Source organism: Caulobacter sp. 602-1 (genome assembly GCF_003931565.1).
Lineage (GTDB): Bacteria > Pseudomonadota > Alphaproteobacteria > Caulobacterales > Caulobacteraceae > Caulobacter.
On sequence record NZ_RRYI01000005.1, the window covers coordinates 410,620 to 435,167 of the forward strand.

The following is a 24,548-nucleotide window of genomic DNA, read 5'->3' on the forward strand; positions in this document are numbered from 1 at the left end:
GCTAGCCGGTTCCCCCGAACCAGGCCGCGCTGTCGCGCAGGCGACGCTTATAATCGGGTTCGGCCAAGGCCGCCCGCAGTTGGGCTGCCCGCAGGATCACCTGTTCGAGATTGAACCCGGCCAGGCGGGGGCGCGCCAGATCCACGAGCCTTTCGCCATGGTCGCCGATGAGTCTCAGCCGGCCGGGATCATCGCAGCCGAGCGACACCGCGCCGAGCGCCCGGATGAATCCGAGCGCGGCGACCATGTCCCCGGCGCAGTATTGGGCCAGGGCTCCGAAGCCGCGCTCCATGTAGGTCTCGAAGGTCACGGGATGGGTGATCACCCGCAGCGCGCCATCGGCGTCCATTCTGAGGGGGGGCGGCAATTGACGTCGCGCCAGATCAGAGCAGGCCGCCCCCAGCCAGTCCAGGCAGGTCAGGGCCGTGAACGGGTCGTTGACGCCTGGCGACAAGGCGCGGCCAGCGATCTCGACGAGTTCGTCGATCAGAAACCGCAGATCCTGCAGCGCCGTGCGCCTGGAGCCGACGGCGAAGGCTTTGGTCACCGACGCGGCGCTGGCTTCATCGTAGCGCTCCGGCGGCCAGGCCTCCACGATCGTGCGACCTTCCTGGATGAAATCGCCCGGCTGATGCTGCAGCCGCAGCACCAGGTCGTGTTCACGGGCGAACGCCATCAAGGCCTCGTCCTCCACCACCTGCAGGTAGCCGGTGCTCGGGGCGGCGATCAGGGCCCGGTTGGCGGCGTCTGCGGCGCTGGCGTCCAGCCGGAACGCGGTGGGAATGGGTGGCGGCTCGTCGTCGCCGGCTCGATCAGGAGCGGCGGCGCCGATGAAGTCGGGATAGCGGCGTCTGATGCCCGCGAGCAGGCGGTCGCCCACGTCCTCGACGACCCGGTTGATATGCAACTGACGCGGCACGTGATGAATGAAGAAGATCAGCACAGCGATCGAGCAGAGCGCCAGGGCCACGCCGACCAGAAGGGCGAGGTTGGGGACGAAGCCGCCTTGGGCGCCCGCCTCGTCGGCCGAGCGGATCGTCCGTAGGATCAGCAGACAATAGACGAAGGTCGCGATGAAGGTGCCCAGCGTGACCTGGTTGCCTCGATCGCTCATGAAGTTGCTGAGCAGTCGGGGGCCATACTGGCCCGAGGCGTAAACGACCGCGGCGATGGTCACCGAAAACACCGTCCCGGCCACGGTGATCATCGAACTGCTGATCACCGACAACACCTGTCGCGCGCCATTGGGGCGCGCAGCGTAGAGCCAGGGCAAGCCGTCCATCCAGCCTGACACGGCGTGGGTGTCGGCGAAGATCATGCCGGCGGCCAGAGCGATGGCGGCCAGCACCATGATCGAGGGCAAGAACCAGTAGCTGCCCTGCAGATCGTCGGCCAGCTTGAGCAAGGTGGATCTCATCGGTCGGGCTCCTCGGCGAGCGGGCTCGGCGCCGAGGAAGGCAACGCTTGGAAAGGCAAGATGCTGCACGCCTGGTCTGTCGGCCGGCGCGCCTCGGGCGAGCTTGGAGCTTTTGGGGAGCGACCGAGGTTCGATCGGGTCGTGCTCGGCCCCGACCCTCATCTTCGCGGGAGGGACAGGTGATCCTGTTCGTCTGCCGCCAGGTCTGCGGCAGTATCCTCAAGCCCCTTGGCGAGCAGACGGGCGCCATGCGCCAGATGGCGAAAGGCGAAATCGAGATTCCCGGCAAGGCGCGGCGCGACGAGTTCGCGGCCATGGCTTCGGCCCTGACGTGTTCCAAGCCAATGAACGCGCCCGGCGTGAGAGCGAGGCCCAGCGCGAGCATGAACGGACCGAGGCCGCGCGAGACAAAGGCCAGCCCTGTTCGATCCGCTTAATCATCAGGGCTTGGGGTTAGCCGCGCATTCTCATGCACGTTCATCCGGGCCTTCCGCGCTAGATGTTGGAGCTTCGCAACCCCAGCCTCTCAGCACCGCCCCGAGTGAACAACCTTCATAGCTTCGACAACTAGGCTTCGCCGGTCAGGTCTCGCCGAACCTTTTCGAGCTCCTCGGCGTAGCGCCGCGTGGCGTGGGCCTCCGACACCAGGCCGATCACCCGCCGTTCGGCGTCGACCACGGCCAGCTCATCGGCCTCTGTGCTGTCGAACGCCCGCATCACTTCCTTGATCGACTGGTCCGGCGTCAGGGCCGCGTCGGGATTGACCGCCAGCACCGAGACCGGTCGCTCGTCGCCGCCCGGATCGGCGTAGGCCAGGGCCGTGACGATCACTCCGGCATAGTGTTCGGCCTCGTCGATCATAACCACCCGCCGTGTCGAGCCCAGGGGAAAGCGGCGGCGAAACTCGGCCAAGGTCGTTGTCGACGCCGTGGTCTGGACGTCCTTGCGCATCATCCGCCCCGCCGTCAGGGGGCGCAGCCAGCTGACGTCATGAGCGCTGCGGATGGTCTCGCCGCGCAGGTGCAGTCGCCAGGTCGAGAAGGAATAGCCGAAGGTTTCGCGCACGATTGTGCTGGCGATCAGCGAGGCCACGAGCGCCGCGGCCGTCACCGTGAAATCGCCCGTCGCCTCAAGGACGAGAAATGACATGGTGAAAGGTCCCCCGACCACCGCCACCGCCAAGGCCGCCATGCCGACCAAGGCCGCGACGGTGGGATCAAGTCCGGGCAGCCAGGGGGCCGCCACCGATAGAGCCGAGACCGTCTGACCGATCAGGGCGCCCAGAAACAGCGAGGCGAAGAAGAGCCCGCCCCGAAAGCCAAAGCTCAAGGACAGCACCGAGGCCAGGGCCTTGAGGGCCACGAGCATCAGCAGGGTCTTGAGGCCAAGATCGGAGATCAGGTCCAGATGTAGCGCTCCGTGTCCGGAGGACAGGATCTGGGGCGTGATCATCGCCAGGCCCGCTAGCGCCAAGCCCCCCGCGGCGGGCCGCCATCCCCGCGGCAGACCGATGCGGACCACGCCACGTTCGGCAAGGGCCACCAGGCGCATCAAGCCGATCCCCGCCGCCGCGCAGACCAGGCCCAAAAGCGCGTAGAGGCCATAGTCGAGCCAGGATTGAACCGCCGGCGTGGTGGTTTTCAGCAGGTAGGGGATGGCGCCCATGCGACTCGCCACCAGGGCCGCAGCCAAGGCGGCGGCGGCGACCGGCGCCAGATTGGCGACCGTGTAGGCTCCGATGACGATCTCGAAGGCGTAGAAGGCGCCGGTGAGGGGCGCGCCGAACGCCGCGGCGATGGCCGCGCCGGCCCCCGCGCCCACGAGGGTGCGCATGTCGGCGCGCCGCAGGTTGAGCTTCTGGCCGGCGAATGACGCGACCGCCGCCCCGGCCTGCGCATAGGCCGCCTCGAGCCCCACCGAGGCGCCAAAGCCGTTGGAGATCAGGGTCTGGACGCAGATGAAGGCGCTGTCCTTGAGGGACAGGCGTCCGCCATGCAACGCGTTGGCCTCGACCGGGTCGACCGCCGGGCGCGGCCGGTAGGTCATCCAGGCCCAGGTCAGCAGGCCAAGCAGCAGGCCGCCCAACGGAATCGACAGCACGCGCCAGGGCGCTATGGCGCTCTGGGCGCTCAGGCGCTCACCCAGATTGATGCCGAACAACAGTCCTTGCAGGCCGTGGGCGAGCTTGGCTTGCAACACCGCGAGAGCCCCCGCCGCGACGCCGATCAGGACAGCCACCGCGATCAGCCACAGTTCGCTCGACCGCGTGCGCCGACGTAGCCATGCCAGCCAACGGGCCGTGGAGGGGGCAGGCAAGGACAGCGGCAGGGGCATGACGGGCTCGCGAAAACGATGGATCGGCGAGACCCAAGCCAGGACCCGTAGCCAGCGCAAGTTCCAGTGGCGTACTGCCTAGACGGTGCGAGAAGACCTCGTCAATCAAGCCGGGTAAGGAACGGCGCGACCAAGCAATTGGGCGCGGCCGAGCCCGACGGTCGAGGCGTCGATCGTCAGGCCTCGATTGTCATGGGCGCGCGCCCACCGTGATCTTCCGCTCGAACATACCGGCGTTGGCCGTCTTGGCGTCCATGGCGACCACGCGCAGAACATAGCGCCCCGGCGCGAGCTTCGGCGTGGTCGCAGCATACTCGCCGGTGCGGCCGGTGAAGGCCAGAGGTATGTCGGCGGCGAGACGGCCCTTCCGTGTCAATCGGGCCTGGACTATATAGTTGGCCGCGTCCCAGAGACCGCCGCTTTCGATGGGACAGCCGCACATCAGGGCGACCTTCGCCGTCAGAGTCACCTCACCGTCGGCCGCGGTCCTGGCGCTTGGTTCGACCACAAGCCCGGGGAAGGTGAGGATCCAACCGTCGCCCAGGACATCGTGACCCGGAATGATCCAGAGGCTGGAGGCGACCCGGATCGCGGATCCCGGCTTGCCCATGGGACCCTCGGCCTCTGCCCGCACCAGGGTCGGGGCCTTCAGATCCAGCACCGCCTCGAAGCCGGCGGTCGCTGCGTCGGTGACGCCGTTCCCGCGCGTCCTGGGCGCGCGCATGATCCGCTGGGTGTCGCCCGTACCGCCCGTGGTCAGCCCCTTGGCCAGAACCGCGCCGGTGCGCGCGTCCTTCAGCGTGATCGCCACCCCGCCCATATGATCGCCGATGAACTTGGCGTCGAGCGCCTGGGCTCGGACCATGACACGGGTCGGCTCGGCCTGGACGGCCATTGGCGCGGCGAGGAGAAGCGCAGCGGTCAGGGCGATAAGTTTGGGCATGGCGCGGGTCACACGGCGTTGAGGGGGATCTTCAGATAGCGCACGCCATTGTCTTCCGGCTCGGGAAAGTGGCCGCCGCGCATGTTGACCTGCACCGAGGGCAGGATCAGCCGGGGCATGTCCAGGGTTCGGTCACGGGCCTCACGCAGGGCCACGAACTCGGCCTGGGCGACGCCCTCGTGGACATGGACATTGTTATGGCGCTGGGCGCCGATCGTGGTTTCCCAGGCGAAGACCTCGCGGCCCGGGGCCTTGTAGTCATGGCACAGGAAGACCCGCGTCGCGTCGGGGAGCGCCAGCAGGCGTTGGATGGACGAAAACAGTGTCGCCGCGTCCCCGCCGGGGAAGTCGCAGCGGGCTGTCCCGTAGTCGGGCATGAAGAGGGTGTCGCCCACGAACACGGCGTCGCCGATCACATAGGCCATGCAGGCGGGCGTATGGCCTGGCACATGCAGGGCCAGGCCTTGCAGCGCTCCGATCGAAAAGCGCTCTCCGTCGTGGAACAGGTGGTCGAACTGGCGGCCATCGCGCGCGAACCGCGGACCCGCATTGAACAGGTCTCCGAACGTCTCCTGAACTTGGACGATCTTCTCCCCGATCGCCAGGCGGCCGCCCAAGGCGTTCTGCAGAAAAGGGGCGGCCGACAGATGGTCGGCGTGGGCGTGGGTCTCCAACTGCCAGGCGACCTCCAGCCCTTGGTCGCGGACATAGGCGATCACGGCGTCGGCTGAGTCGTGCGCCGTGCGGCCCGACGCGGGATCATAGTCCAAGACGCTGTCGATAATGGCGCACGTCGACGAGGCGGGATCACGAACGACATAGCTGACCGTGAAGGTCGCCTCGTCGAAGAAGGCTCGCACCTGCGGCCGCGAAGCGGGCGCGCCCAGCGCCTGTTCGATGATCGAGGTCGCCTCGGCCAAGGCGGTGTCGGGCGGCGAAATCGGTTGGGGCATTAAGGACCTCCGGGCTCCGGTATCGACAAACCATTTATATGCGAATATATGAATATACAAGTCTCGTCGAGTTGGCGCACATGTCCTTGTTCATGATCGTATCGGCACTGCTGAGCGGCGCGCTCGTCGGCGCGCTGCTGGGCCTGTTCGGCGGCGGCGGCTCGGTGCTGGCGACGCCGCTCTTGCTCTATGTCGTCGGCATCCGTGATCCGCACGTGGCCATCGGCACCTCGGCCGCGGCGGTGGCGGTCAACGCCGGTCTCAACCTGGTGGGTCATGGCCGGGGAGGGCGGGTCAAATGGCCCTGCGCGAGCGTGTTCGCCGGCGCGGGCCTGATCGGTTCGTTCCTGGGCTCGACCCTGGCCAAGGCGATCGATGGTCAGCGGCTGCTGCTGGGGTTCGCCTTGGCGATGGCGGCGATCGCGCTGTCGATGATGCGTCGCCCCAAGTCTCAGGGCGATCCCCTGGTCCATATAACGCCTGGCCTGATGCTGAAGCTGACGCCGCTGGGCCTGCTGACGGGGCTGGCCGCCGGGTTCTTCGGGATCGGCGGGGGATTTCTGATCGTGCCAGGGCTGATGGCGGCGACGGGCATGACCTTGGCCAACGCCACGGCCTCTTCGTTGCTGTCGGTGTCGCTGTTTGGCGCGGCCACTTCCCTGAACTACGCCGCCTCGGGCCTGATCAACTGGCCCGTCGCGGGGCTTTTCATCCTGGGCGGCCTGGCGGGCGGCGCCGTTGGCGTGCGGGGCGCGGCCCTGCTGGCGGCCCACGCCCTGCCGGCGCGCAGGCTGTTCGCCAGCCTGGTGCTGGCGGTCGCGGCCTATGTCGCCTGGAATGCTCTGCGCGGCTGAGCGCCGGGAGAGCGTGATCGCGCCGGCGCTCAGACGAGCTCAGGCGTCATTGGAGGTCGATCTGACCTCGTCTGGCCCCACCAGCGCCGCCGGCTGGGGTTGCAGCGCGACGATGAAGGCGGCCACCGCCCGACTGGTCGAGCGCGCTCGATGCGTCAGTCTCTTGAAGCGCCGAGGGGGTAACGGCCAAGGCAGTTGTGCGATCGCGCCCGCACGTAGCCGATGCGCGGCCGCCAACTCGGAGACGGCCGTCACCAGTTCGGTTTGCTCGACCGCTTCCAGAGCCGCCTCGTTGGACGGCAATTCCAGGCAGATTCGGAGGCGATCTGGCCGAACGCCGGACTGGGCCAGCCCCGCGGTCAGGTGGTCCCGGGTTCCCGAGCCCTGGTCGCGCATCACCCACATGGCGGCTTCGAGATCCTCTCGGGTCGGCGGCCGCTCGACCAACGGATGATCCGGCGAGACAAAGAGACCGATCCGATCGCCGCCAACCTCCTCGCCGCGGAGCAAGGCCTCTTCGATGTCGCCTTCGACGAAGGCCAGGTCGGCCTGGCCCTGCAAGACCATGGCGGCGGCCTGGGCGGAGTTGCCGACCGTCAGGCTCAATTGAATGTTGGGCGCCTGTGTCGCGAACTTGGCCATACGGGGCGGCAGCCAGAAGCTGGCCACCGTCTGGCTCGCGGCGATCCGCACCTCGCCGCGCGCCAGGCCTGACAGGTCGTCAAGCAACTGACGGGCATGCGCGGCCTGTTCGAGAACCGCGGAGGCCTGCGGCAGGAACAGGCGGCCCGCCTCGGTGAGCTCCAGGCGCCGGCCGACCCGGTCGAAAAGCCGCGAGGCGTAACGTTCTTCAAGTGTGGCGATGGCCGCGCTGACGGCCGGCTGCGACAGATGCAGCCGTTCGGCCGCGCGGGTCATGCTGAGCATCTCGCCGGCGGTAACGAAGATCCGAAGCTGCTCCAAGGTCATGCATAACTATTACTTATGCTATTTCAAAAATCAATCGATTGGAGTTTTGATCGCCAAGCGCCGAGGTTTCGGCCATGCTCATCTCGCGCCAAGCCAAGTCCCTTGTTCCCGGTCTCCTGCTCAGCGGCCTCGTCGCCGCGGGCGCCCTCATGCTGGAGAGAATTGAGGTTCGCTTGTCCGGCCGAGCCTGGCTGGAGGCTCTGGTCCTGGCGATCTTGATCGGCGCGGTGGTGCGCACGTGCTGTGGGGCCTCGCGCCGCGCCGCGCCCGGCATTCACTTCGCCGCCAAGACCCTTCTGGAGCTGGCCGTCGCCCTGATGGGAGCGGCGGTCAGTTTCAAGACCCTCTCTTCGGTGGGCGCGCCTCTGGTGCTCGCGATCGTCGCCACCGTGGTCCTGGCGATCGCGACGAGCTTCCTGATCGGGCGCGCGATGGGGCTGCCGGTCAAAATGGCCACCTTGGTCGCGTGCGGAAACGCGATCTGCGGCAATTCGGCGATCGCCGCCGTCGCCCCGGTTATCGCAGCCGAGGACGAAGATGTCGCCACCGCCATCGCCTTCACCGCCGTTCTTGGCGTGGCCGTGGTCATCGCCTTGCCAATTCTGGCCCATGCCCTGGGCTTTGCTCCGGCGGCGGGCGGAGCCTTGGCCGGACTGACGGTCTATGCGGTTCCGCAGGTCTTGGCCGCCGCTGCGCCGTTGGGGCGGGTCGCCGTGCAGTTGGGGACCCTGGTCAAGCTTGTCCGCGTTCTGATGTTAGGCCCGGTGGTCACGGTCCTGTCGATCGTGATGGCCCGCGAAAACCAGAGGACCGACTTGGCGAGGCCCGGGTTGAGCCCCGCGCACCTGCTGCCACCGTTCATCCTGGGCTTTCTGGCCTTGGCCGGCCTCAACTCCGCCGGGTTGCTGCCCTCGGGCCTGACGGCTCGCGCCCACGAGGTCAGCCTTGGGCTGACGATCCTGGCGATGGCGGCGTTGGGCCTGGGCGTGGATCTACGCGATCTTCGCGCCGCCGGCCCGCGCGTGGTGTTCGTCGTCACGGCCTCGCTGGCGGTCCTGACGCTGATGGCCGTCGCGATGGTCAAGATCGTCAATATCGTCTGATCGAGAAGGGCCGCGCGCCCCCAGTTGAGCCGCGCGACCGGCCGCCATCCAGAGGTTCAACTGGCCGTGGCGGGCGCGCGCGCCAACTCCGCGACCTGACGTTCGGGCAGCACCACCTGCAGGTGCGGGAAGGGAATCTCCACCCCGGCCTCGTCGAAGGCCAGCTTGATGCGGCGATTATATTCGCGCCCGACATTCCATTGCTGCAGCGGCCGGGTCTTGATCCGCGCCTTCAGCACCACGCCGCTATCGGCGAGGCTGTCGACGCCGACAACCTCGATGGGTTCGAGGATCTTGTCGGCGAAGTCGGGATCGGATTTCAGGCGAGCGCCGACCCGCTTCATGATCGCCAGGGCGGCGTCCAGGTCGGATCTATAGGACACCTGCAGATCGAACACATAGTAGGAGAAGCTCTTGGTCAGGTTATGCAGAACCTGGGCCTCGCTGTAGGGAAACACGTGCACCGTGCCGTCGAAGTCCCGCAGGCGGATGGTGCGCAGAGTCATCTGCTCGACCAGCCCGCCGCTGTCGCCGATGCGGATGATGTCGCCGACCGAGACAATGTCCTCCACGATCAGGAAGATGCCGGTCAAGAAGTCCTTGACCAGGGTCTGGGCGCCAAAGCCAAGCGGCGACGCCGACGACCCCGGCCCCGGCCAGAAGGGGGCCGATCTTCACGCCGAGTTCGCTCAGGGCCATCAGGATCGCCACGATGACGATGGCGGTTTGAGCCACGCCCCTCAGCAGCGGCGCGAGCGTGGCCAACTGGGCGCGGCGGCGCGGTTCCGCGGAATGGTCGGCGAAACCCTCCATGCTCCGGCCGATCGCCAGGCTGACCAGTTCGAACACCGCCACCGTCACGACCAGCAAGAGGCCGAGGCGGACCACGCCGGCCAACATCCGCGCGCCGAGCGGCGTCGCTGTCCAGGTCAGCAGGTTAAAGCCCCAGATGTCGGCCACGACCAAGACGGCGGCCAGGCTGGCCAGCGCCTGGACGATCCAGCCGGCTAGCCGCGCCAGGCGGTTGGCGCGAACGGTCAGCTCCGCGTCGGCGGGACCGGGGAGGCGGTGGGCGCCGACCCTGGCGATGCGCTTGGCCAAACCTCCGGCCCCGATCGCCAGCCCGACGACGACCAGGGTCAGGGCCAGGTTGAGCGCCCAGGCCAGGGCGCTGAGCTTGGCGAAATGGGACAGCAGGCCGGTCAAGGCCGCCAGGATGCGTTCGCTGGCCGTCATCGGGTGCGGGTCTCCTCGGTGAAGGTCTGGGGTAGAGGGATCAAGCCGGCGCGAACGCTTTGGACAGCGCCTGGCGCACGCGCGCCACCTGCTCGTCCGGCGCGCGCCATCCCAACGTTTCGACGGCGGAGTGGGCGGTCTCGTCCAGCATCATCGAACGGACGCCCCAATTGTCCTGCAGGGTCTGAGCCAGCTGCTCGGCGCTGCGCTGGCCGGTGGTCTGGCTGGCCAACAGCGCCACGGTGGGGTGTGTGTGGGCGGTCACCGCCAAGGCCAGCCCCGCGGTGGTGAAGGGGCCGATAACGTTGACACGCGCCTCATCGAGGGCGGCCATCAATCTCATGGCGCGGCCCTCGTCATCACAGATCAGAAGAATGGTCTCGTTGATGTGATCGTCCATGATCCCTCCAGCCGGTTGCTTCTGGAAAGATCGTAGAGCGATCTAATTGGGCGTGGGAACACGATGGGCTGACAATCTTGTGAGGCCTTGGCGGGGAACCTTATCGGTCAGAACGGAAAGAACATCGGGATCACCGCCAAGCCCACGGCCCAGGTGATCAGATTGAGCGGCGCGCCGATCCGTACGAAATCCAGATAGCGATAGCCGCCCATCTGATAGACCAAGACATTGGTCTGGTAGCCGAACGGCGTGGCGAAGGCGGCGCTGGCGGCCATCATCACCGCCACCAGGAAGGGGCGGGCGCTGACCCCCAGGCTCTCGGCCAAGGCCACGGCGATCGGCGTCAAGAGCACCGCCACCGCCGCGTTGGAGAGAATTTCCGTCAGCAGCAAGGTCGCGCCGTAGATGAGGGCCAGGGCGTAGAGCGGCCCCAGTTGCCGCAGCCAGCCGACCAACGCGTCGGTGGCCAGAGCCGCGAGGCCCGTGACCTCCATCGACAGGCCCACCACGACCATGCCGGCGATGAGCAGGAGAATCTCGGGCCGCAAGCCCTTATAGGCGTCGTCGACGCTGATCATGCCGGTGACCACCAGCAGCACGGCCCCCGCGAACGCCGCCGCCGCGATCGGCAGCAGGCCCAGGGCCGCGACCGTGACGACCAGAACGAAGACGCCCAAGGCCGCGCCGGCCCGCAGGGGATCGAACGGCGCGTCGACCGGATAGAGGGCGGGGTCTTCCCCGGTTGGAGGATTGATCGACGCGAGCGGAACGGGAGCTTCCTGTTCGGTGGGCGAGGCCGACAGCAGCCGAGGACCGAACACCACCATGTAGACACCGCCGACGGCGGCGATGATCAAGGCCACGGGCGTGACCTCGAACAGGCTGAACGTGGGCTGGCCGGCGTTGCGCGCCATGTCGTTGACCAGAAGATTGGTCGAGGTGCCGATGAGCGTGCAGGCCCCGCCCAGGATCGTGGCGTAGGACAGCGGGATCAGGAACCGCTTGGGCGACAGGTTCATCGACCGGGCCACGTCGCGCACCACTGGCGCGCCCAGAACCACGATCGGCGTGTTGTTCAAGAACGCCGAGGCGAGGCCGCACAGCACGATCACCAGCCAGAGGCCCGCCGCGCCCAGGCGGGAGCACAGGCGAGTGGCTCCCCGGATGACCAGGCCCAGCAGGCCCGACAGCTCCATGGCGTAGGCGATAACGAACAACGACGCCAAGGCCAGGATAGCGGGACTGGCGAAGGCGGCCTGGACCTCGACCGGGCGCACCGTCCGCGTGCCCAGGAGCACCGCGGCCCCCGCCAGGGCCACGACGTCCGACCGTAGCTTGCCGTGAATGAGGCCAGCCACGACCGCGGCCAAGACCGCCAGGGCGATGATCTGACCCGGCGTCATGGCCGGTGCGCGAACCGGGCGGGACGAGCGTCAGGCGCGAACCGGAGCGAAGGCGATTGCAATCTGGACCTTGTCTTCTGCTAGGCTCGAGCCATGAGCGACAATAGACAGAGGTCCCCGGACCGCAAGTTCGCCCTGATCGCGCCGCTCGCCATCGGCGCGGCGGCGATCGTGGTTCTGGTCCTGGTGCTGACGCGCCCGGCGCCCGCGCCGCCTGCTGTGGAGGCGCCGCCGCCGCCGGTGGTCGCCGCGCCGCCAGCCAAGGTTGCTCCGGTCGCCGTGGCGTCGCGCGCTGATCTGATCCTGGCGGCGGCCAAGGCCGCGGACGCCTATGCCTCGGGTGTTTCAAGCGGCGGCGCGGATCTCGTCGGGCGGCGGTTTTCCGTGCGTCTGGCGTTCGGTTGCGCCGGTCCGGTCGCCGATCCAGGCCCCGCCCAGGCCTACTACCAGGTCGACGCCAAGGCTTCGTCCCTGCGCCTGGTCGCCCGACCCTCGACCTGGACGGACCTGCCGCTGGTTCGCGCCGCGCCCACGCCGGCGGGCACCGAGACGGTCGAGGGGTTCTGGGTCCCGCGTCCCTGGTTGACGGGCGACCAGTGCCCCAAGCGGCGCGAGGTCGCGCCGCCCGCCACGCCCACGCCGGTCGAGCAACCGAGCCTTGGCCTGGCGGTGCTGCATGGTCAGGACGCCGCGCGGACAGAGCGCCGGGGCCAACGCGCCTACGAGCATGTCCTGAAGCTGCCCCCCGAGAGCACGGCCCAGGGCAGGGTGTTCGAACTGGTCCTGGAAGGACGGATTTCGGGCTTCGCCGATGGCGCGGCGGCCCATTGCTGGAGCGAGTCGGCCGAACATCGGCCCGTCTGCCTCTATGCGGTGGAGCTCGACCGTGTCGCGTTCGAGGACGCGGACGGAGCGGTCCTGGCCGATTGGCCGCGATAGGCGTGCTGGGCGTCCTTTAGGGCGCTGGCGGCGCGGCGCGGTGGGCCGCCTCGATTATTTCGGCCAGGATGTCGGCGCCTTGGCGCAGCTGGCCAAGGTTGCGGCGGGAAATGGTTTCCAGGATGTCCGCGCCGCGTGGCCGCAGCGCCAGCACCACCCGGCGTCGATCCGCCTCGTCGTCACGGCGGGACACCAGGTCCCGTTCGATCAGGCGCGCCACCAGTTCGACGGCGCTGTGATTCTTGATCAGCAGGCTTTGGGCCAGGTCGCCGATCGAGATCGGATCGGGGCCGCGATGGGCCTTGATGGCGAGCAAGGCCTGATGCTGTTGACTGGTCAGGCCATGGGCCCGAGCCCCTTCCTCGCTGAACGCCAGGAATTGCCGGATCGCCCTGCGAAACTCCCCCAGGGCTTGATAGTCATCCGGGGTCAGGGGCTGGCCTCGGTCGATGTCCACGCCGACCTCGGCATGGGTGTCGACGGTGGCGGGAGAGGGCTGGGCGGGCGAAGTCACGGGCAAGGTCCTGGCGCGCGAAACACTCGCATCGCTGCTCGCTTTCTAGCATGCCCGCCGAGTCGCGGGAGGGGCGGATGGCGCGCTCGATTTGACATCGCATCGTGGCACGATATTTATGAACCATGACTGATCGCATACCTGAACGCGGTTCGGTCGCGGGGGCGCCGATGCGAGCCTTTAGGGTCTGGTTCGGATCGGCGTTTCGGGGCAGAGGCCTGATGATCGCCTTGATCGGGGCCGCTCTGATGGCGGCCGCGGGCGCTTGGGCTGGCGCGCGGCTTGGCCTGGACGAGCTGGAAATGCGGCCGCCGCGCGGACCGCATCAGCGCGTGCCGCCCGGGCTAGGCGGTAAAGCCAGCGTCACTATCCCGTGAGCCGTCCCCCCATCCGTCGTTCCGCCTGTTAGGCTGTGGCTGGCCCCGCGCGTGCGTCGGGGCTCGTCACGCTTTCGTCGCACCGTGCGACAGGATCGCCGCTTCGAGCGGCTGATCCTTCATCGTTGGAGAACCACCGCGCCGCGCACGGCGCTCGCATCCACAAGGGGCCTGTCATGCCATCATCGATCTCGCCGGGCGAACCACGCCTTCCGCTCGCCCGCCGCCGCGCGCCATCGCGCCCCGCCGGCCAGTCGCCCAAGCCCTAGCGCCTTTTCGATCGCTCGGCGCGCTCGCCGCGCGCCGCCTCTTGAGCCGCCGCCGGGATCCACCGGCGCGTCGGCGTCCTTGCGTCCGAATTTGACGATTCCGGCGCCTGCCATGGAGTCCGCCATGACGGCCCAGATCATAACCTTTCCCGACCTTCTGCCCCCGCCGCCGCCGCTAAACCCGACAGGATGCGCGTTATTTCTCGATCTTGACGGCGTGCTGGCGCCGATCGTCGAGCGCCCCCAGGATGTCGGACCCGACCCGCGACGGACCCTCATCCTGCGCCGCCTGGCCGAGCGCCTGCAGCGGCGCCTCGCCATCGTCAGCGGGCGAACCGTCGCCGAGGTCTCGGCGATCACCGAGGACGCCGTCGCGGCTGTCGCCGGCGTCCATGGTCTGCAAAGACGTACGGTGCTGGGCGACGAAGTCGCCGCGCTCCCAGACGCCGATCTGGCCGACGCGACGGCCGTGTTCAGGGCCTTGGCCCGGGCCCAACCGCTTCTGCAGGTCGAAGAGAAAGGCTTGAGCGTGGCGCTGCACTACCGCGCCTGTCCAAGCGCTTGCGAGGCGGTGCGCGAGGCCGCGCGGCGCTTGGAAGCGGCCACCGGCCTGATCCTGCAAGAAGGCGATATGGTCGCTGAACTGCGAACGGCTGGCGCGGACAAGGGGCAGGCGGTCCAGGCCTTCCTGGCCGAATGGCCGTTCCAGGGCGCGCGGCCGATCTTCGTGGGCGATGACCTCACCGATGAGGACGGCTTCATGGCCGCCGAGGCCGCGGGCGGTTACGGCGTGCTGGTCGGGCCCACCAGCCGGCAGACCCTGGCGCGCCATCGTCTGCCAGACGTTCCCGCCGTCCTCGACTGGCTGGAGGCGGCCATTCCCGGAGGCGTCGCATGAGCCGGCTCATCGTGGTCTCCAACCGGGTCAATCCGCCCAGCGATGAAGGGGTTGGCACGGCTGGCGGCCTGGCGATGGCCCTGGCGGCGGCGCTGCGGGAATATTCCGGTGTCTGGTTCGGCTGGAGCGGCGAGACCGTCGAGACCTTCACCGGCCAGATCTCGATGCAGAAGGTCGGCGGGGTCACCGTGGCGCTGGTCGATCTGGAAGAGCAGGACCGCGAGGAATATTACGACGGTTACGCCAACCGCACGCTTTGGCCGATCTTTCATTCGCGCACCGATCTGGCCGCCTATGAGCGCTCGTTCGGCGAGGGCTATCAGCGGGTCAATCGCCGGTTCGCCGAGACGCTGGCGCCGCTGATCGGGCCCGGCGACCGGGTGTGGATCCATGACTACCACCTGATCCCCCTGGCCCAGGAACTGCGTCGTCTGGGCGTGGCCAATCGGATCGGCTTCTTCCTGCACATCCCCTGGCCGAGCCGGCGGCTGCTGACCACCTTGCCCCAGCACCGCGAACTGGTGGAATCGCTGCTGGCCTACGACCTGGTCGGCTTTCAGACCCGCGACGCCCTGGAGGCGTTCAGCGACTATGTCGAACGCGATCTGGACCTGACGATCGTGGGCGGCGTCATCGCGGCCGAGGGCCGCTCCACCCGGATCGGGGCCTTTCCGATCGGCATCGAGGGCGAGGCCTTCGCGGACCTGGCGCGTGGCGAGACGGCGCGGGCGGCGTTCGATCGGGTGCGGCTGAGCCAGGCGGGGCGCAAGATGATCCTGGGCGTCGACCGGCTCGACTACTCCAAGGGTCTGGAGGAGCGTTTCCTGGCCTATGAGCAGTTGCTGGCGGACCATCCTGATTGGGCCGAGAGGGTGTTCCTGCTGCAGATCGCCACGCCCAGCCGGGACGCGGTGGAGGCCTACCAGGAAATCCGCGCCCGCCTCGACGGCGTGTCGGGGCGCATCAACGGCGCCTACGCCACGGTCGACTGGGTCCCGATCCGCTACGTCAACCGCGCCCATCGCCGTGACGAGCTGGCGGGCATCTATCGCGCCGCCCACGTCGGCCTGGTCACGCCCCTGCGCGACGGCATGAACCTGGTGGCCAAGGAATACGTCGCCGCCCAAGACCCTGATGATCCCGGCGTCCTGGTGCTTTCACGCTACGCTGGGGCGGCCGAGCAGATGGAGGACGCCCTGATCATCAATCCGTTCAGCCGTGAGGAAACCTCGGAGGCGCTCGGCCAGGCCCTGGCCATGCCGCGCGCCGAGCGGATCGCGCGTTGGCGGCGACTGATGGACGGGGTGTCGCGCGACGACGTGGCGGCCTGGCGGGACACCTATGTCGCCGCGCTCGACCTGAAAGGGGCCGATGGCGAACACGAGCACGGCGACAGTCGAAAAGCATCGTGATACGATATTGCGCTAGTCTGCATCTGGAGCGGCGGCCGCCAGCGTCGCCAAGGGGGGCTCATGAGGCGAAGGCGGAACGGTGGAGTTCCGATCGAGGTGATTCTCGTGGCCTTGGCCGCCTTGGGTTGCCTGGCGGCGATGTCGCTGCGCCTGACGGGATAGGGGCGCTGCGGGATCAGGATTGGAGTGGAGGTAGCATGACCCATCTCGATTGGGAGGATGCGCTCGAAATCGTCGTGGGCTTCCTGGAAGCGCCGCCTGAGGGTGACACCGAGGCGGGCAAACGATTCGACCAGGCGCTGTTTCGCGTACTAGCCGGCGCACCGGGGGCCGATCACGATGGAGCGATGCCGGTGGACGCCGCGGCGGGGCTCGACCCCAGCTTGCGCGAGCGCCTGGACGAGTTGGCGCGGCGGCGCGCCCACACCAATCCGTTCGGTGATCACCCCGACGGGATCGGACCCACCTTGGGAATGGATCTGAGCGGCTCATAGGCCGGGCGGGTTGCGCATCTCGCCAAGAGGGCAACAGACCGCGGCGAGGGGAGTGGGAAGAGATGCGTGGCGATCCTCATCAAGACCTCGTCGTCCCTCATAGACCTGGTGACTTGACCCCGACGCCAGGCGCCCCTAGGGCGTAAACATCGTGAGGCGATGCAATCGTCGCCAACGCTCTTTCCTCGCGCCAGGCAGCGAAACGTCCGTGTCAAAATCCTCGCCGCTTGAAAGGCTCGATCGTCAGCGCAAGCTCGTGAGCCTGCGCGCCCGTCGCTCGCTGAGAACCGGCGCGGTTGTGGCCGCGGCCGTCGTGGCCGGCGCCGCGGCCGTCGGATTCGCCAAGCTCTGCGATGCGGCCATGTCCGCCCATGCTCATCTCGTCGCGGCCTGGCCTTGGCTTGGTCCCGCGCTCCTGATCGTGGGTCTGCCGCTTTGCGTCTGGCTGATGCGTCGCCTAGCCCCCGCCGCCGCTGGCAGCGGCATTCCTCAGGTGATCGCCGCCGGCGAAATCGGCCGGGGACGGGGTCTCGACGGCGAGAAGATCCATGATGACCGCGTGTCCATGCGCACCGCCTTGGTCAAGGTCGCGCTGGCGGCCTTGCTGCTGGTCTGCGGCGGCTCGATCGGACGCGAAGGTCCCACCGTCCAGGTGGTCGCCGCGGTGATGGTGTTTCTGACCAGCTGGCTGCGGGGAGGGCCTGGACGGCGCACCCTGCTGATCGCCGGCGGCGCGGCGGGCGTCTCGGCCGCGTTCAACACGCCCATCGCGGGAATCGTCTTCGCCGTCGAGGAACTGGCCCGCGGTTTCGACAAGCGCGCCAACACGGTGGTCATCCTGGCTGTGGTGTCGGCGGGGGTGGCTGCCTACGCGCTCGGCGGCAACTACGCCTATTTCGGTGATATGTCGGGGGCGGCCGGGTGGAAGGCCTGGTTCAGCGCGGCGCTGATCGGCGTGGTTTCGGGGCTGGCCGGAGGCCTCTTCTCGCGGTTGATGGCCGCCATCCTGGTCGGCGACAATCCCGTAAAACGGTGGAAGGACGCCCGACCCGTGCGCTTCGCCGCCATCTGTGGCGTGGTGGCGGCCGCCGCGGCGGTCCTGAGCGGCGGGGTCACCTACGGCGCGGGTTATACGGAGGCCAAGTCGCTGTTGTTTGGCCGCTTCGCCTCGGGCTGGGATCTGGCGGCCGGCAAATGGCTGGCGACGCTTTCGGCGGCGGCCAGCGGCGCGCGGGCCAGTTCGCAAGGCGGTCAGGCCCCGCCCGCTGGAGACGGCGCGGCATGAGCCTTATGCACCTGGCGCGAAGGCTCCTGTAGCCTGCTCCACGGTTCATCGGTTGGCGCCCTTCGCGCTCGATGGCGCCGGACCGGGCAGGGCGTAGGCGACGAGGGCGTCGCCGATCGGCGTCTCCATGAAGTGATGCCCGCCCGCCATGATCACCACGTACTGCTTGCCATCGACCGCGTAGGTCATCGGCGTGGCCTGGCCGCCGGCCGGCAGGACGTCCTGCCAAAGGGTGCGGCCGCTCTTCAGGTCGATCGCCCGAATGAGGTTGTCGGTGGTCGCGGCGATGAAGACCATCCCGCCCGCCGTGACGACCGCTCCGCCGTTATTGGGCGTGCCGATGGTCATCGGCAGGCGGGATGGGATCCCGAACGGACCGTTGGTGCGCGCCGTCCCCAGGGGGCGGTCCCAAAGCGTCTTGCCGCTGAGCAGGTCGATGGCCCGCAACCCGCCATAGGGCGGCTGCTTGCACAAAAGGCCCGTGACCGGCAGACGCCAACCGGCGTTGACGTCGATGGCGTAGGGCGTGCCGGCCTGCGGATCGCCGGCGCCCTCGGCGCTCTTCTTCAGGCTGCCGCCGCGTTCCTGGCCGCGCGGCGCCCAGCCTTCGCGATCGGCTTGCCTGCGCGGGATCAGGCGGTTGTAGTTGGGCATGTCGTTGTAGTTGGCGACGATCAGGCCGCGCACCGGGTCGACGGCGACGCCGCCCCAGTCGGAACCGCCGTTGTAGCCGGGATACTCGACATAGCGGCTTTTCGTTTCTGGCGGCGTATAGAAGCCCTTGTAGGTCGCCAACCGATATTGAATCCGGCAGATCATCTGGTCGATCGGCGACATGCCCCACATCGACCGTTCAGTGAGATCGGGTTTGCGAAGGGTGTGATAGAGCGAGAACGGCTGGGTGGCCGAACGTTCTTGGGGCTCGACGCCGCCCGTGGGCACGCGCCGCTCCTCCACTCCGGTCAGGGGCGCGCCCGTACGCCTGTTCAGGATATAGATGTCGCCTTGCTTGCTGGGGAGGATCAGGGCGGGAACCGGGCCCTGGCGCGTCGGGAAATCCACCAAAGTGGCCTGCGATCCGAGATCATAGTCCCAGACGTCGTTATGGACCGCTTGGAAGGACCAGACCTTCCGCCCCGTCATGGCGTCCAGGGCCACCAGCGAGGTGGAATTGGCCTTTTCGCGCGAGGTGCGCAGACCGCTCCAATAGTCCACCGCCGCGTTGCCCAGCGGCAGGTAGACCAGGCCTAGCGCCTCGTCGGCCGTCGCCGTCGTCCACATGTTTGGGGTGCCGCGCGTGTAGGTCTCGCCTGGCGGCGGCGCGCCCGTCCGATCGGGCCGCGCCATGTCCCAGGCCCAGACCAGCTTGCCGGAGACGGCGTCATAGCCCTGGATCACGCCGGAGGGGGCGTCGCGCTTTTGGCCATCGAGCACCTGATGGCCCGTGACCACCACGCCGCGCACGATGGTGGGCGCCGAGGTGATGGAGAACATGCCGGGTACGTTCTGGCCGATCCCTTGGGTCGTATCGACCTGACCGCCGAACCCGAAGTCCGGGCAGGGGCGTCCCGTGGCCGCGTCTACCGCGATCAGCCGCGCATCCAGCGTGCCTTCGATGATCCGAGTGGCGCAGACGTCGCCGTAATGAGCGGTGGGAACGGCGTAGTAGGCCACCCCGCGGCACGCGGCGGTATAGGGGATGTGGATGTCGGCCACCTTGGGGTCGAAGCGCCAGCGTGTCTTCCCGGTGGCCGCGTCGAGCGCCATCAGAACGTTCTTGGGCGTACAGAGATAGAGGCTGGCGCCGACTTTCAGGGGCGTGGTCTCCGCGCCGTACCGTGCGCGGGCCTCCGCCGTGGCCGGCAAGTCGCCCGTGTGGACCAGCCAGGCCCGCTCAAGCCGGCCGGCGTTAGCCGGGGTGATCTGCGCCAAGGTCGAGTAGCGCTGGGCGCCATAGGTCCCGCCATAGGCGGGCCAGTCGGCGCCGGCCGCCGCCGCCGTCAAGGGCGCTGGACCGAGCGTCGGCGCGCCCGGGGCGGGGGGGGCGGCCGGCCAGGAGCACGGCGATGACCAGCACACCCATCAGCGCGCTGGCGCCAAGGGCCAGGCCAAGGCTTGCCCGCCGAGGCGCGCGGTCCCGCGTCAGGTCGGGGACGCAGGCGGCCACCAGCAGCAGCAGAATGAAGGGCCCGAACAGTCTCGGAATCAGCGCCCAGCCGTTGAGGCCCGATTCCCATAGGGCCCACGGCAAGGTCGCGGCGAAGACGCCCACATAGACCCAGGCGCCCAGGACGCGCCGACGGACCATCAGCGCGCCCGAGGCGATCAGGCCCAAACCCGCCAGGAGGTAGTAAGGCGATCCCCGCACCAGCGCGAGCCAAAGGCCTCCCGCCGCCAGGATCGCGCCGATCAACACCAGGAGGACACCGACGGTTCGTGCGAACCAGGCGTGGCCTTGGGACGAGATTTTCGGGGCGTCGGTCATGGGATGTCTCGGTTGGAATCGAGGCGCGGATGGGGGCGCGAGCGGTCGTTGGGCGACCCCGCGGCAAGACAATGCTTGAGGCCACGTAATGGCGCCAAAAAAATATCGCTACACGATATAATCGTGTTTCGCGTCGGCCCCACGGAGGCGTCAGGCTAGCGCGGCGGCGCCGCGCCGCGGCTCGGGGGGCGCCGCGCCGCGCCAAAACCGGCGCCCAGGCGCCGGTTTTGCTTGACCTGGGCGGCGCTTGCGACAAGTTTCCGACCAGACATCAGGTCGCGTTCGCGGCCAGGCCGCGCCTTCGGGCGAATACGGTCCGGCGTCCGTCGATAACCTGACGCCACGACAGCTCGATCCATTCTGGAGGCCGCCGTGGCAGAAGCCCTGACGTTTGCACGACCGATCCCCAAGGCCTTGCTGGCCCTTGGCCGCCGCCCTCGGGGCGGAGGCGCGGCGCCGTCATTTCTGATTTGGAGGGCCTAGCGCCATGACCCATTCCCAGCAGGGCCGCGTTCGTCCCATGTCGGCGCTGCGCGCCTTTCTTCAGCACGAAGCTTCGGGCGGCTATGTACTGATGGCCGCCGCCGCCTTGGCGCTTGTCGTCGCCAACACGCCCTTGGCGGGCGCCTATTTTTCGGTGCTCGGCCATCACCTGGGCTTTTCGTTGGGCCCGGTCTCGCTCGACGAAAGCGTGATGCATTGGATTAACGACGGACTGATGGCCGTCTTCTTCCTGCTGGTCGGACTGGAGATCAAACGCGAGGTTCTTGACGGACAGCTTTCGCGGCCGTCGCGCATCGTCCTGCCGGGTCTCGCCGCCCTGGGCGGGGTCGCCGCGCCGGCCCTGATCTATCTGGCCTTCAACGCCGCCAATCCCGACACGCGCGCGGGATGGGCCATCCCCTCGGCGACCGACATCGCCTTCGCGCTGGGCGTTTTGGCCCTGCTGGGCGATCGCGTGCCCACCTCGCTGAAGATCTTCCTGACCGCCATCGCCATCATGGACGATCTGGCGGCCATCGTGATCATCGCCATCTTCTACACAGCCCAGCTTCACCTGGGCGCCTTGGCCGTGTCGGCGGCTATCCTGCTGGGTCTGGTGCTTCTCAATCGGCGAGGCGTGACGGCGCTTTGGCCCTATCTGCTGGGGGGGCTTCTTCTGTGGTTCTTCGTTCTTGAGTCGGGCGTGCACGCCACCCTGGCCGGAGTGGCCCTGGCCATGGTCATCCCGCTGCGTAAGAGCCCCGCCTGTCCCGACGACCTGACCTCGCCGTTGCATCGGCTCGAGCACGCCCTCCACAAGCCGGTGGCGTTCGTGATTGTCCCGCTGTTTGGCTTCGCCAATGCTGGCCTGTCCTTCACGGGCGTCAGCCTGGCCAATCTGATGGACCCGGTTCCGCTCGGCGTGGCCCTCGGGCTTTTCTTCGGCAAGCAGTTGGGGGTGTTCCTCACCGCCTGGGCGATCGTGCGGCTGGGCTGGGCCGACATGCCCAAATACGCTTCGACCGGCCAGCTCTACGGCGTCTCGGTGCTTTGCGGCATCGGCTTCACCATGAGCCTGTTCATCGGCAATCTGGCCTTTCGGCAAGCGCATCTGATCGATGAGACGAAAATCGGCGTGCTCGCCGGTTCTCTCGTTTCGGCTCTGCTCGGCCTGCTGATCTTGCGCGCCTCCAAGTCCGACGTCCCCGAAGCGACTCAAACCCAGGCAGTGGCCTCTGAGGATGAAGTGAGACTGGAAGTTGGATGAGACCTAAGGCTCGGATCGCGCCCCTCTTCCAAAGACCCTAGATTCACGAGGCCTTCATGACCGCCTTCGATCTTGCCGCGATCTTCCTGGCCTTGGTGGGTCTGGTCGGCTGGTTGAACGTCCGGTTTTTCCACCTGCCGACCGCTACGGCGATGGTCCTGGCCGGTCTGGCTGGCGCGGGCCTGTTGCTCGCCGCGCGGGCCTGGATTCCCGGGCCCAACGCCGCGGGACAGCTTGTCAGCGTCATCGCGGCGATGGATTTTCCCAAGACCGTGTTGGGCTACATGCTGGCCTTTCTGCTGTTTGCGGGCGCGATGCAGGTCAGTTTGGCCGAGCTTCGCAAGCGGCTGCTCGCCATTGGCAGTCTCGCCACGGTTGGCGTGCTGGCCTCGACCCTGATTGTTGGCGGCGGCCTCTGGCTGACCGCGAATCTTCTGGACCTGCCGCTGACGCCGCCTTGGGCGTTCGTGTTCGGCGCGCTGATCAGCCCGACCGATCCGATCGCCGTCCTGGCGGCGGTGCGACAGGGCAGTCTGTCAAAGACCCTCGAAGCGGTTCTCCAGGGCGAGGCCCTGTTCAACGACGGGATCGGCATCGTGGTGTTCACCGCCGCGGTCGCCATCGCCAGTGGAGGCGGAGAACTTCATCCCGGGCATGCGATCGGCCAGGTCGCCATCGAGGCGGTTGGCGGCCTGACGCTGGGCTTGTCCGCGTCCCTCTTGGTCATCGCCGGGATGAGAGCCATCGACGATTACGCCGTCGAGGTCGGGCTCTCCATCGCGCTGGCGGTCGGCGTCTATGCCCTGGCCGACGCGCTGCACGTGAGCGGTCCGATCGCGGTGGTCGTCGCGGGCCTGATGGTCGGCAATCTGGGCATGCGCACGGCGATGAGCGACATGACACAGCGCCACGTCCACGGCTTTTGGACCCTGATCGACGAGATCCTCAACGCCTTGCTTTTCTTGCTGCTGGGCCTGGAGCTGGTGGTGGTGCCGTTCGAGTCCAAGATGGTGGGGCTGTGGGTGGCGGCCATCCTGCTGGTGGTCCTCGCGCGATTGATCGTCGTCGCGCCCTGGGGCGCCTTCTTCCGACGCCGTGAACAGCAACGCGGCGCCAGTCTGCTCCTGGGCTGGGGCGGCCTCCATGGGGCCTTGTCCCTGGCGCTGGCCCTTACCCTGCCTCAGGGCGAGGCCCGGACCTTGATCCTGTCGACGACCTTCGCGGTGGTCATTTTCTCGGTGCTCGCTCAGGGCCTTACGTTTGGACCGCTGGCGGCGAGGTTCACCGCGCGAAAGGCGGGGTGACCCGCTTCGTTTCGTTCTCGGCGGCGGGGGGATTTTGTCGTACTGGCGCTAACCGCGCTCAAGCGCCGAGGACGATGGGGGTGTGCGTCCCGGACCGGTCGAGGCCGTTCGCGGCGGAATCGTTTCCGGGCAGGGCGAAGAGGCCGGCGCCGGCGTCGTGATAGCCGGCGCGTTCGAGATGGGCGAAAACCTCGCGCGCCGACTGGGCCGCGCCAGGGACCTCGGCCGTTTCGGCGCCAGCCGACAGCCGCAGGACGTCGGGCGCCGAGCGGACGATTTGGCGGACGTCCGCCAACGCGCTGCCCGTCGGATCGAAGACGACCGGCAACTCGACCTCCAGCGTGGGGATATGGGCGTCCCGCAAGGCCGCTATCGCCCGGGCCAGGGTCTCAAGCTCGGGCCGGTCGCCGTGGGCGTCCTCCGCGGCGACCGGTGAAACGCGGAATCGCGCGCGGCCGACGCCGTGGAACGCCGCGGCGCTCGCCCACGCGCTGGACCAGGCCGAAAGGTCGATCTCGGCGACGATGTGCGCACCCGCCGCGAACCGAAAGACATGTCGCAGAGCCTCGAAGAGCCGGACCATGCCGTCGCGGGTCAGGCGGTTGGCCGCGCCGCTCAGGAGCACGCCGCGCACGCGCCGCGGCGGGGGAAGAGCCGCTTCCAGCTGGATCAGCTCCTCGATCAGGGCGTCGACACGCAGGTCGGCCGCCTCGGGCGTGGGCATGGTCTCGGCCGGCAGGCGCACGACGAGGTCGGCGGTCAGGCCGGTGTCGCGCGCGGTGAGGACGTCGAGCATGGGGATACTCCCTTTGGCCGGCCAGCGGGTCAGTGCGGATCGGCGGGCGGCTTGTCGTCGAGGTGATCGTAGAGAATGCGGGCGGCGTCGCCCTTGGGGTCGTCGTACTGGCCCGAGCGCATGGTCCAGAAGAAAGCCAGCAGACCGATGGCGCCAAGCCCGATCGACGCGGGGGCCAGGAAGAGGATGATGTTCATCGACAACACCCTTTCCGGCCGGCCCGTGCGGCGGCGGAGACCGCCGTCCGGTTTTCGGTTTTGGGTTTGGTGTTGTCGATGAGGGTTGGCATGGCCGGTTATTGTCCGGCGGCGTTGGCGTGGACGTAGACGGCGATGGCCTTGATGGTTTCGGGGCTGAGGCGTCCGGCCCAGGTGGGCATGACGCCGCCGTTCCCGGCGAAGATCTGGCCGCGG

Annotated in this window: 23 protein-coding genes and 1 pseudogene; 10 read left to right on the forward strand and 14 right to left on the reverse strand. The window is 68.2% G+C overall.

Annotation, left to right across the window (positions count from 1 at the left end):
• Position 1 precedes the first annotated feature (1 nt).
• The 4 genes from EIK80_RS17335 to EIK80_RS17350 form a co-directional block, all read right to left on the reverse strand.
• The gene (locus EIK80_RS17335) at positions 2-1,417 is read right to left on the reverse strand and encodes a DUF2254 domain-containing protein (protein WP_125158247.1); all 1,416 of its coding nucleotides are present in this window, start codon (positions 1,415-1,417) and stop codon (positions 2-4) included.
• A gap of 567 nt (positions 1,418-1,984) precedes the next feature.
• The gene (locus tag EIK80_RS17340) at positions 1,985-3,751 is read right to left on the reverse strand and encodes a chloride channel protein (RefSeq protein WP_199743525.1); all 1,767 of its coding nucleotides are present in this window, start codon (positions 3,749-3,751) and stop codon (positions 1,985-1,987) included.
• 190 nt (positions 3,752-3,941) lie between these two features.
• On the reverse strand, positions 3,942-4,694 hold the full coding sequence (locus tag EIK80_RS17345) for a hypothetical protein (protein WP_125158248.1): 753 nt from the start codon (positions 4,692-4,694) through the stop codon (positions 3,942-3,944).
• Positions 4,695-4,702: 8 nt separating this feature from the next.
• Positions 4,703-5,647 carry an MBL fold metallo-hydrolase gene (locus EIK80_RS17350; RefSeq protein ID WP_125158249.1) on the reverse strand — a complete coding sequence of 315 codons (945 nt, stop codon included), beginning with the start codon at positions 5,645-5,647 and terminating at the stop codon, positions 4,703-4,705.
• Positions 5,648-5,739: 92 nt separating this feature from the next.
• On the opposite strand from EIK80_RS17350, the gene EIK80_RS17355 reads away from it, so the two are divergent.
• Complete coding sequence (locus tag EIK80_RS17355; RefSeq protein WP_370450235.1) at positions 5,740-6,501, forward strand: sulfite exporter TauE/SafE family protein; 762 nt, start codon at positions 5,740-5,742, stop codon at positions 6,499-6,501.
• Positions 6,502-6,540: 39 nt separating this feature from the next.
• Here the strand turns inward: EIK80_RS17355 and EIK80_RS17360 are convergent, their stop codons facing one another.
• On the reverse strand, positions 6,541-7,470 hold the full coding sequence (locus EIK80_RS17360; RefSeq protein WP_125158251.1) for a LysR family transcriptional regulator: 930 nt from the start codon (positions 7,468-7,470) through the stop codon (positions 6,541-6,543).
• A gap of 74 nt (positions 7,471-7,544) precedes the next feature.
• Between EIK80_RS17360 and EIK80_RS17365 the strand changes: the two genes are divergently transcribed.
• On the forward strand, positions 7,545-8,573 hold the full coding sequence (locus EIK80_RS17365) for a YeiH family protein (RefSeq protein ID WP_125158252.1): 1,029 nt from the start codon (positions 7,545-7,547) through the stop codon (positions 8,571-8,573).
• A 56-nt stretch (positions 8,574-8,629) separates the two neighbouring features.
• On the opposite strand, the gene EIK80_RS17370 is transcribed toward EIK80_RS17365, so the two are convergent.
• Positions 8,630-9,145, reverse strand: a complete 516-nt coding sequence (locus EIK80_RS17370; protein WP_233586797.1) for a mechanosensitive ion channel family protein — start codon at positions 9,143-9,145, stop codon at positions 8,630-8,632.
• A 10-nt stretch (positions 9,146-9,155) separates the two neighbouring features.
• Between EIK80_RS17370 and EIK80_RS26150 the strand changes: the two genes are divergently transcribed.
• Entirely contained in the window at positions 9,156-9,584 is a 429-nt protein-coding gene (locus tag EIK80_RS26150) for a hypothetical protein (protein ID WP_158624727.1), read from the forward strand.
• Between the two features lie 265 nt (positions 9,585-9,849).
• On the opposite strand, the gene EIK80_RS17375 is transcribed toward EIK80_RS26150, so the two are convergent.
• Entirely contained in the window at positions 9,850-10,209 is a 360-nt protein-coding gene (locus tag EIK80_RS17375) for a hypothetical protein (protein WP_125158254.1), read from the reverse strand.
• Positions 10,210-10,316: 107 nt separating this feature from the next.
• Positions 10,317-11,612 carry an SLC13 family permease gene (locus EIK80_RS17380; protein WP_125158255.1) on the reverse strand — a complete coding sequence of 432 codons (1,296 nt, stop codon included), beginning with the start codon at positions 11,610-11,612 and terminating at the stop codon, positions 10,317-10,319.
• A gap of 93 nt (positions 11,613-11,705) precedes the next feature.
• On the opposite strand from EIK80_RS17380, the gene EIK80_RS17385 reads away from it, so the two are divergent.
• Positions 11,706-12,551, forward strand: a complete 846-nt coding sequence (locus EIK80_RS17385) for a hypothetical protein (protein WP_125158256.1) — start codon at positions 11,706-11,708, stop codon at positions 12,549-12,551.
• Positions 12,552-12,567: 16 nt separating this feature from the next.
• On the opposite strand, the gene EIK80_RS17390 is transcribed toward EIK80_RS17385, so the two are convergent.
• A complete protein-coding gene (locus EIK80_RS17390; protein WP_233586768.1) occupies positions 12,568-13,065 on the reverse strand; it encodes a MarR family transcriptional regulator in 498 nt (165 codons plus the stop codon).
• Positions 13,066-13,835: 770 nt separating this feature from the next.
• Here EIK80_RS17390 and otsB point away from each other — a divergent pair.
• From otsB to EIK80_RS17410, 4 genes are all read left to right on the forward strand, one after another.
• On the forward strand, positions 13,836-14,609 hold the full coding sequence (gene otsB / locus EIK80_RS17395; RefSeq protein ID WP_233586772.1) for a trehalose-phosphatase: 774 nt from the start codon (positions 13,836-13,838) through the stop codon (positions 14,607-14,609).
• A complete protein-coding gene (otsA, locus tag EIK80_RS17400) occupies positions 14,606-16,021 on the forward strand; it encodes an alpha,alpha-trehalose-phosphate synthase (UDP-forming) (protein WP_125158257.1) in 1,416 nt (471 codons plus the stop codon). Before otsB ends, otsA begins: the two co-directional genes overlap by 4 nt.
• 197 nt (positions 16,022-16,218) lie before the next feature.
• Positions 16,219-16,515, forward strand: a complete 297-nt coding sequence (locus tag EIK80_RS17405) for a hypothetical protein (RefSeq protein WP_125158258.1) — start codon at positions 16,219-16,221, stop codon at positions 16,513-16,515.
• A gap of 256 nt (positions 16,516-16,771) precedes the next feature.
• A complete protein-coding gene (locus tag EIK80_RS17410; RefSeq protein WP_233586779.1) occupies positions 16,772-17,800 on the forward strand; it encodes a chloride channel protein in 1,029 nt (342 codons plus the stop codon).
• A gap of 45 nt (positions 17,801-17,845) precedes the next feature.
• Here EIK80_RS17410 and EIK80_RS17415 read toward each other — a convergent pair whose 3' ends face one another.
• Both EIK80_RS17415 and EIK80_RS26715 read right to left on the reverse strand, forming a co-directional pair.
• Positions 17,846-19,804: a pyrroloquinoline quinone-dependent dehydrogenase gene (locus EIK80_RS17415; RefSeq protein ID WP_233586781.1), complete on the reverse strand. Its 1,959-nt coding sequence runs from the start codon at positions 19,802-19,804 to the stop codon at positions 17,846-17,848.
• Positions 19,710-20,285 (reverse strand): hypothetical protein, encoded by a 576-nt coding sequence (locus tag EIK80_RS26715; protein ID WP_233586784.1) that lies wholly within the window; start codon positions 20,283-20,285, stop codon positions 19,710-19,712. Before EIK80_RS26715 ends, EIK80_RS17415 begins: the two co-directional genes overlap by 95 nt.
• A 487-nt stretch (positions 20,286-20,772) precedes the next feature.
• Between EIK80_RS26715 and nhaA the strand changes: the two genes are divergently transcribed.
• Together nhaA and EIK80_RS17425 are read left to right on the forward strand one after the other, a co-directional pair.
• A complete protein-coding gene (gene nhaA / locus EIK80_RS17420; RefSeq protein ID WP_125158259.1) occupies positions 20,773-22,035 on the forward strand; it encodes a Na+/H+ antiporter NhaA in 1,263 nt (420 codons plus the stop codon).
• 56 nt (positions 22,036-22,091) lie between these two features.
• The gene (locus tag EIK80_RS17425; RefSeq protein ID WP_125158260.1) at positions 22,092-23,339 is read left to right on the forward strand and encodes a sodium:proton antiporter; all 1,248 of its coding nucleotides are present in this window, start codon (positions 22,092-22,094) and stop codon (positions 23,337-23,339) included.
• Between the two features lie 58 nt (positions 23,340-23,397).
• Here EIK80_RS17425 and EIK80_RS17430 read toward each other — a convergent pair whose 3' ends face one another.
• The 3 genes and pseudogenes from EIK80_RS17430 to EIK80_RS17440 form a co-directional block, all read right to left on the reverse strand.
• Entirely contained in the window at positions 23,398-24,135 is a 738-nt protein-coding gene (locus EIK80_RS17430) for a hypothetical protein (RefSeq protein WP_125158261.1), read from the reverse strand.
• Positions 24,136-24,164: 29 nt separating this feature from the next.
• A complete protein-coding gene (gene ccoS, locus EIK80_RS17435) occupies positions 24,165-24,332 on the reverse strand; it encodes a cbb3-type cytochrome oxidase assembly protein CcoS (protein ID WP_125158262.1) in 168 nt (55 codons plus the stop codon).
• Between the two features lie 98 nt (positions 24,333-24,430).
• A pseudogene (locus EIK80_RS17440) lies at positions 24,431-24,548 on the reverse strand (cytochrome C oxidase Cbb3); the annotation flags it as partial.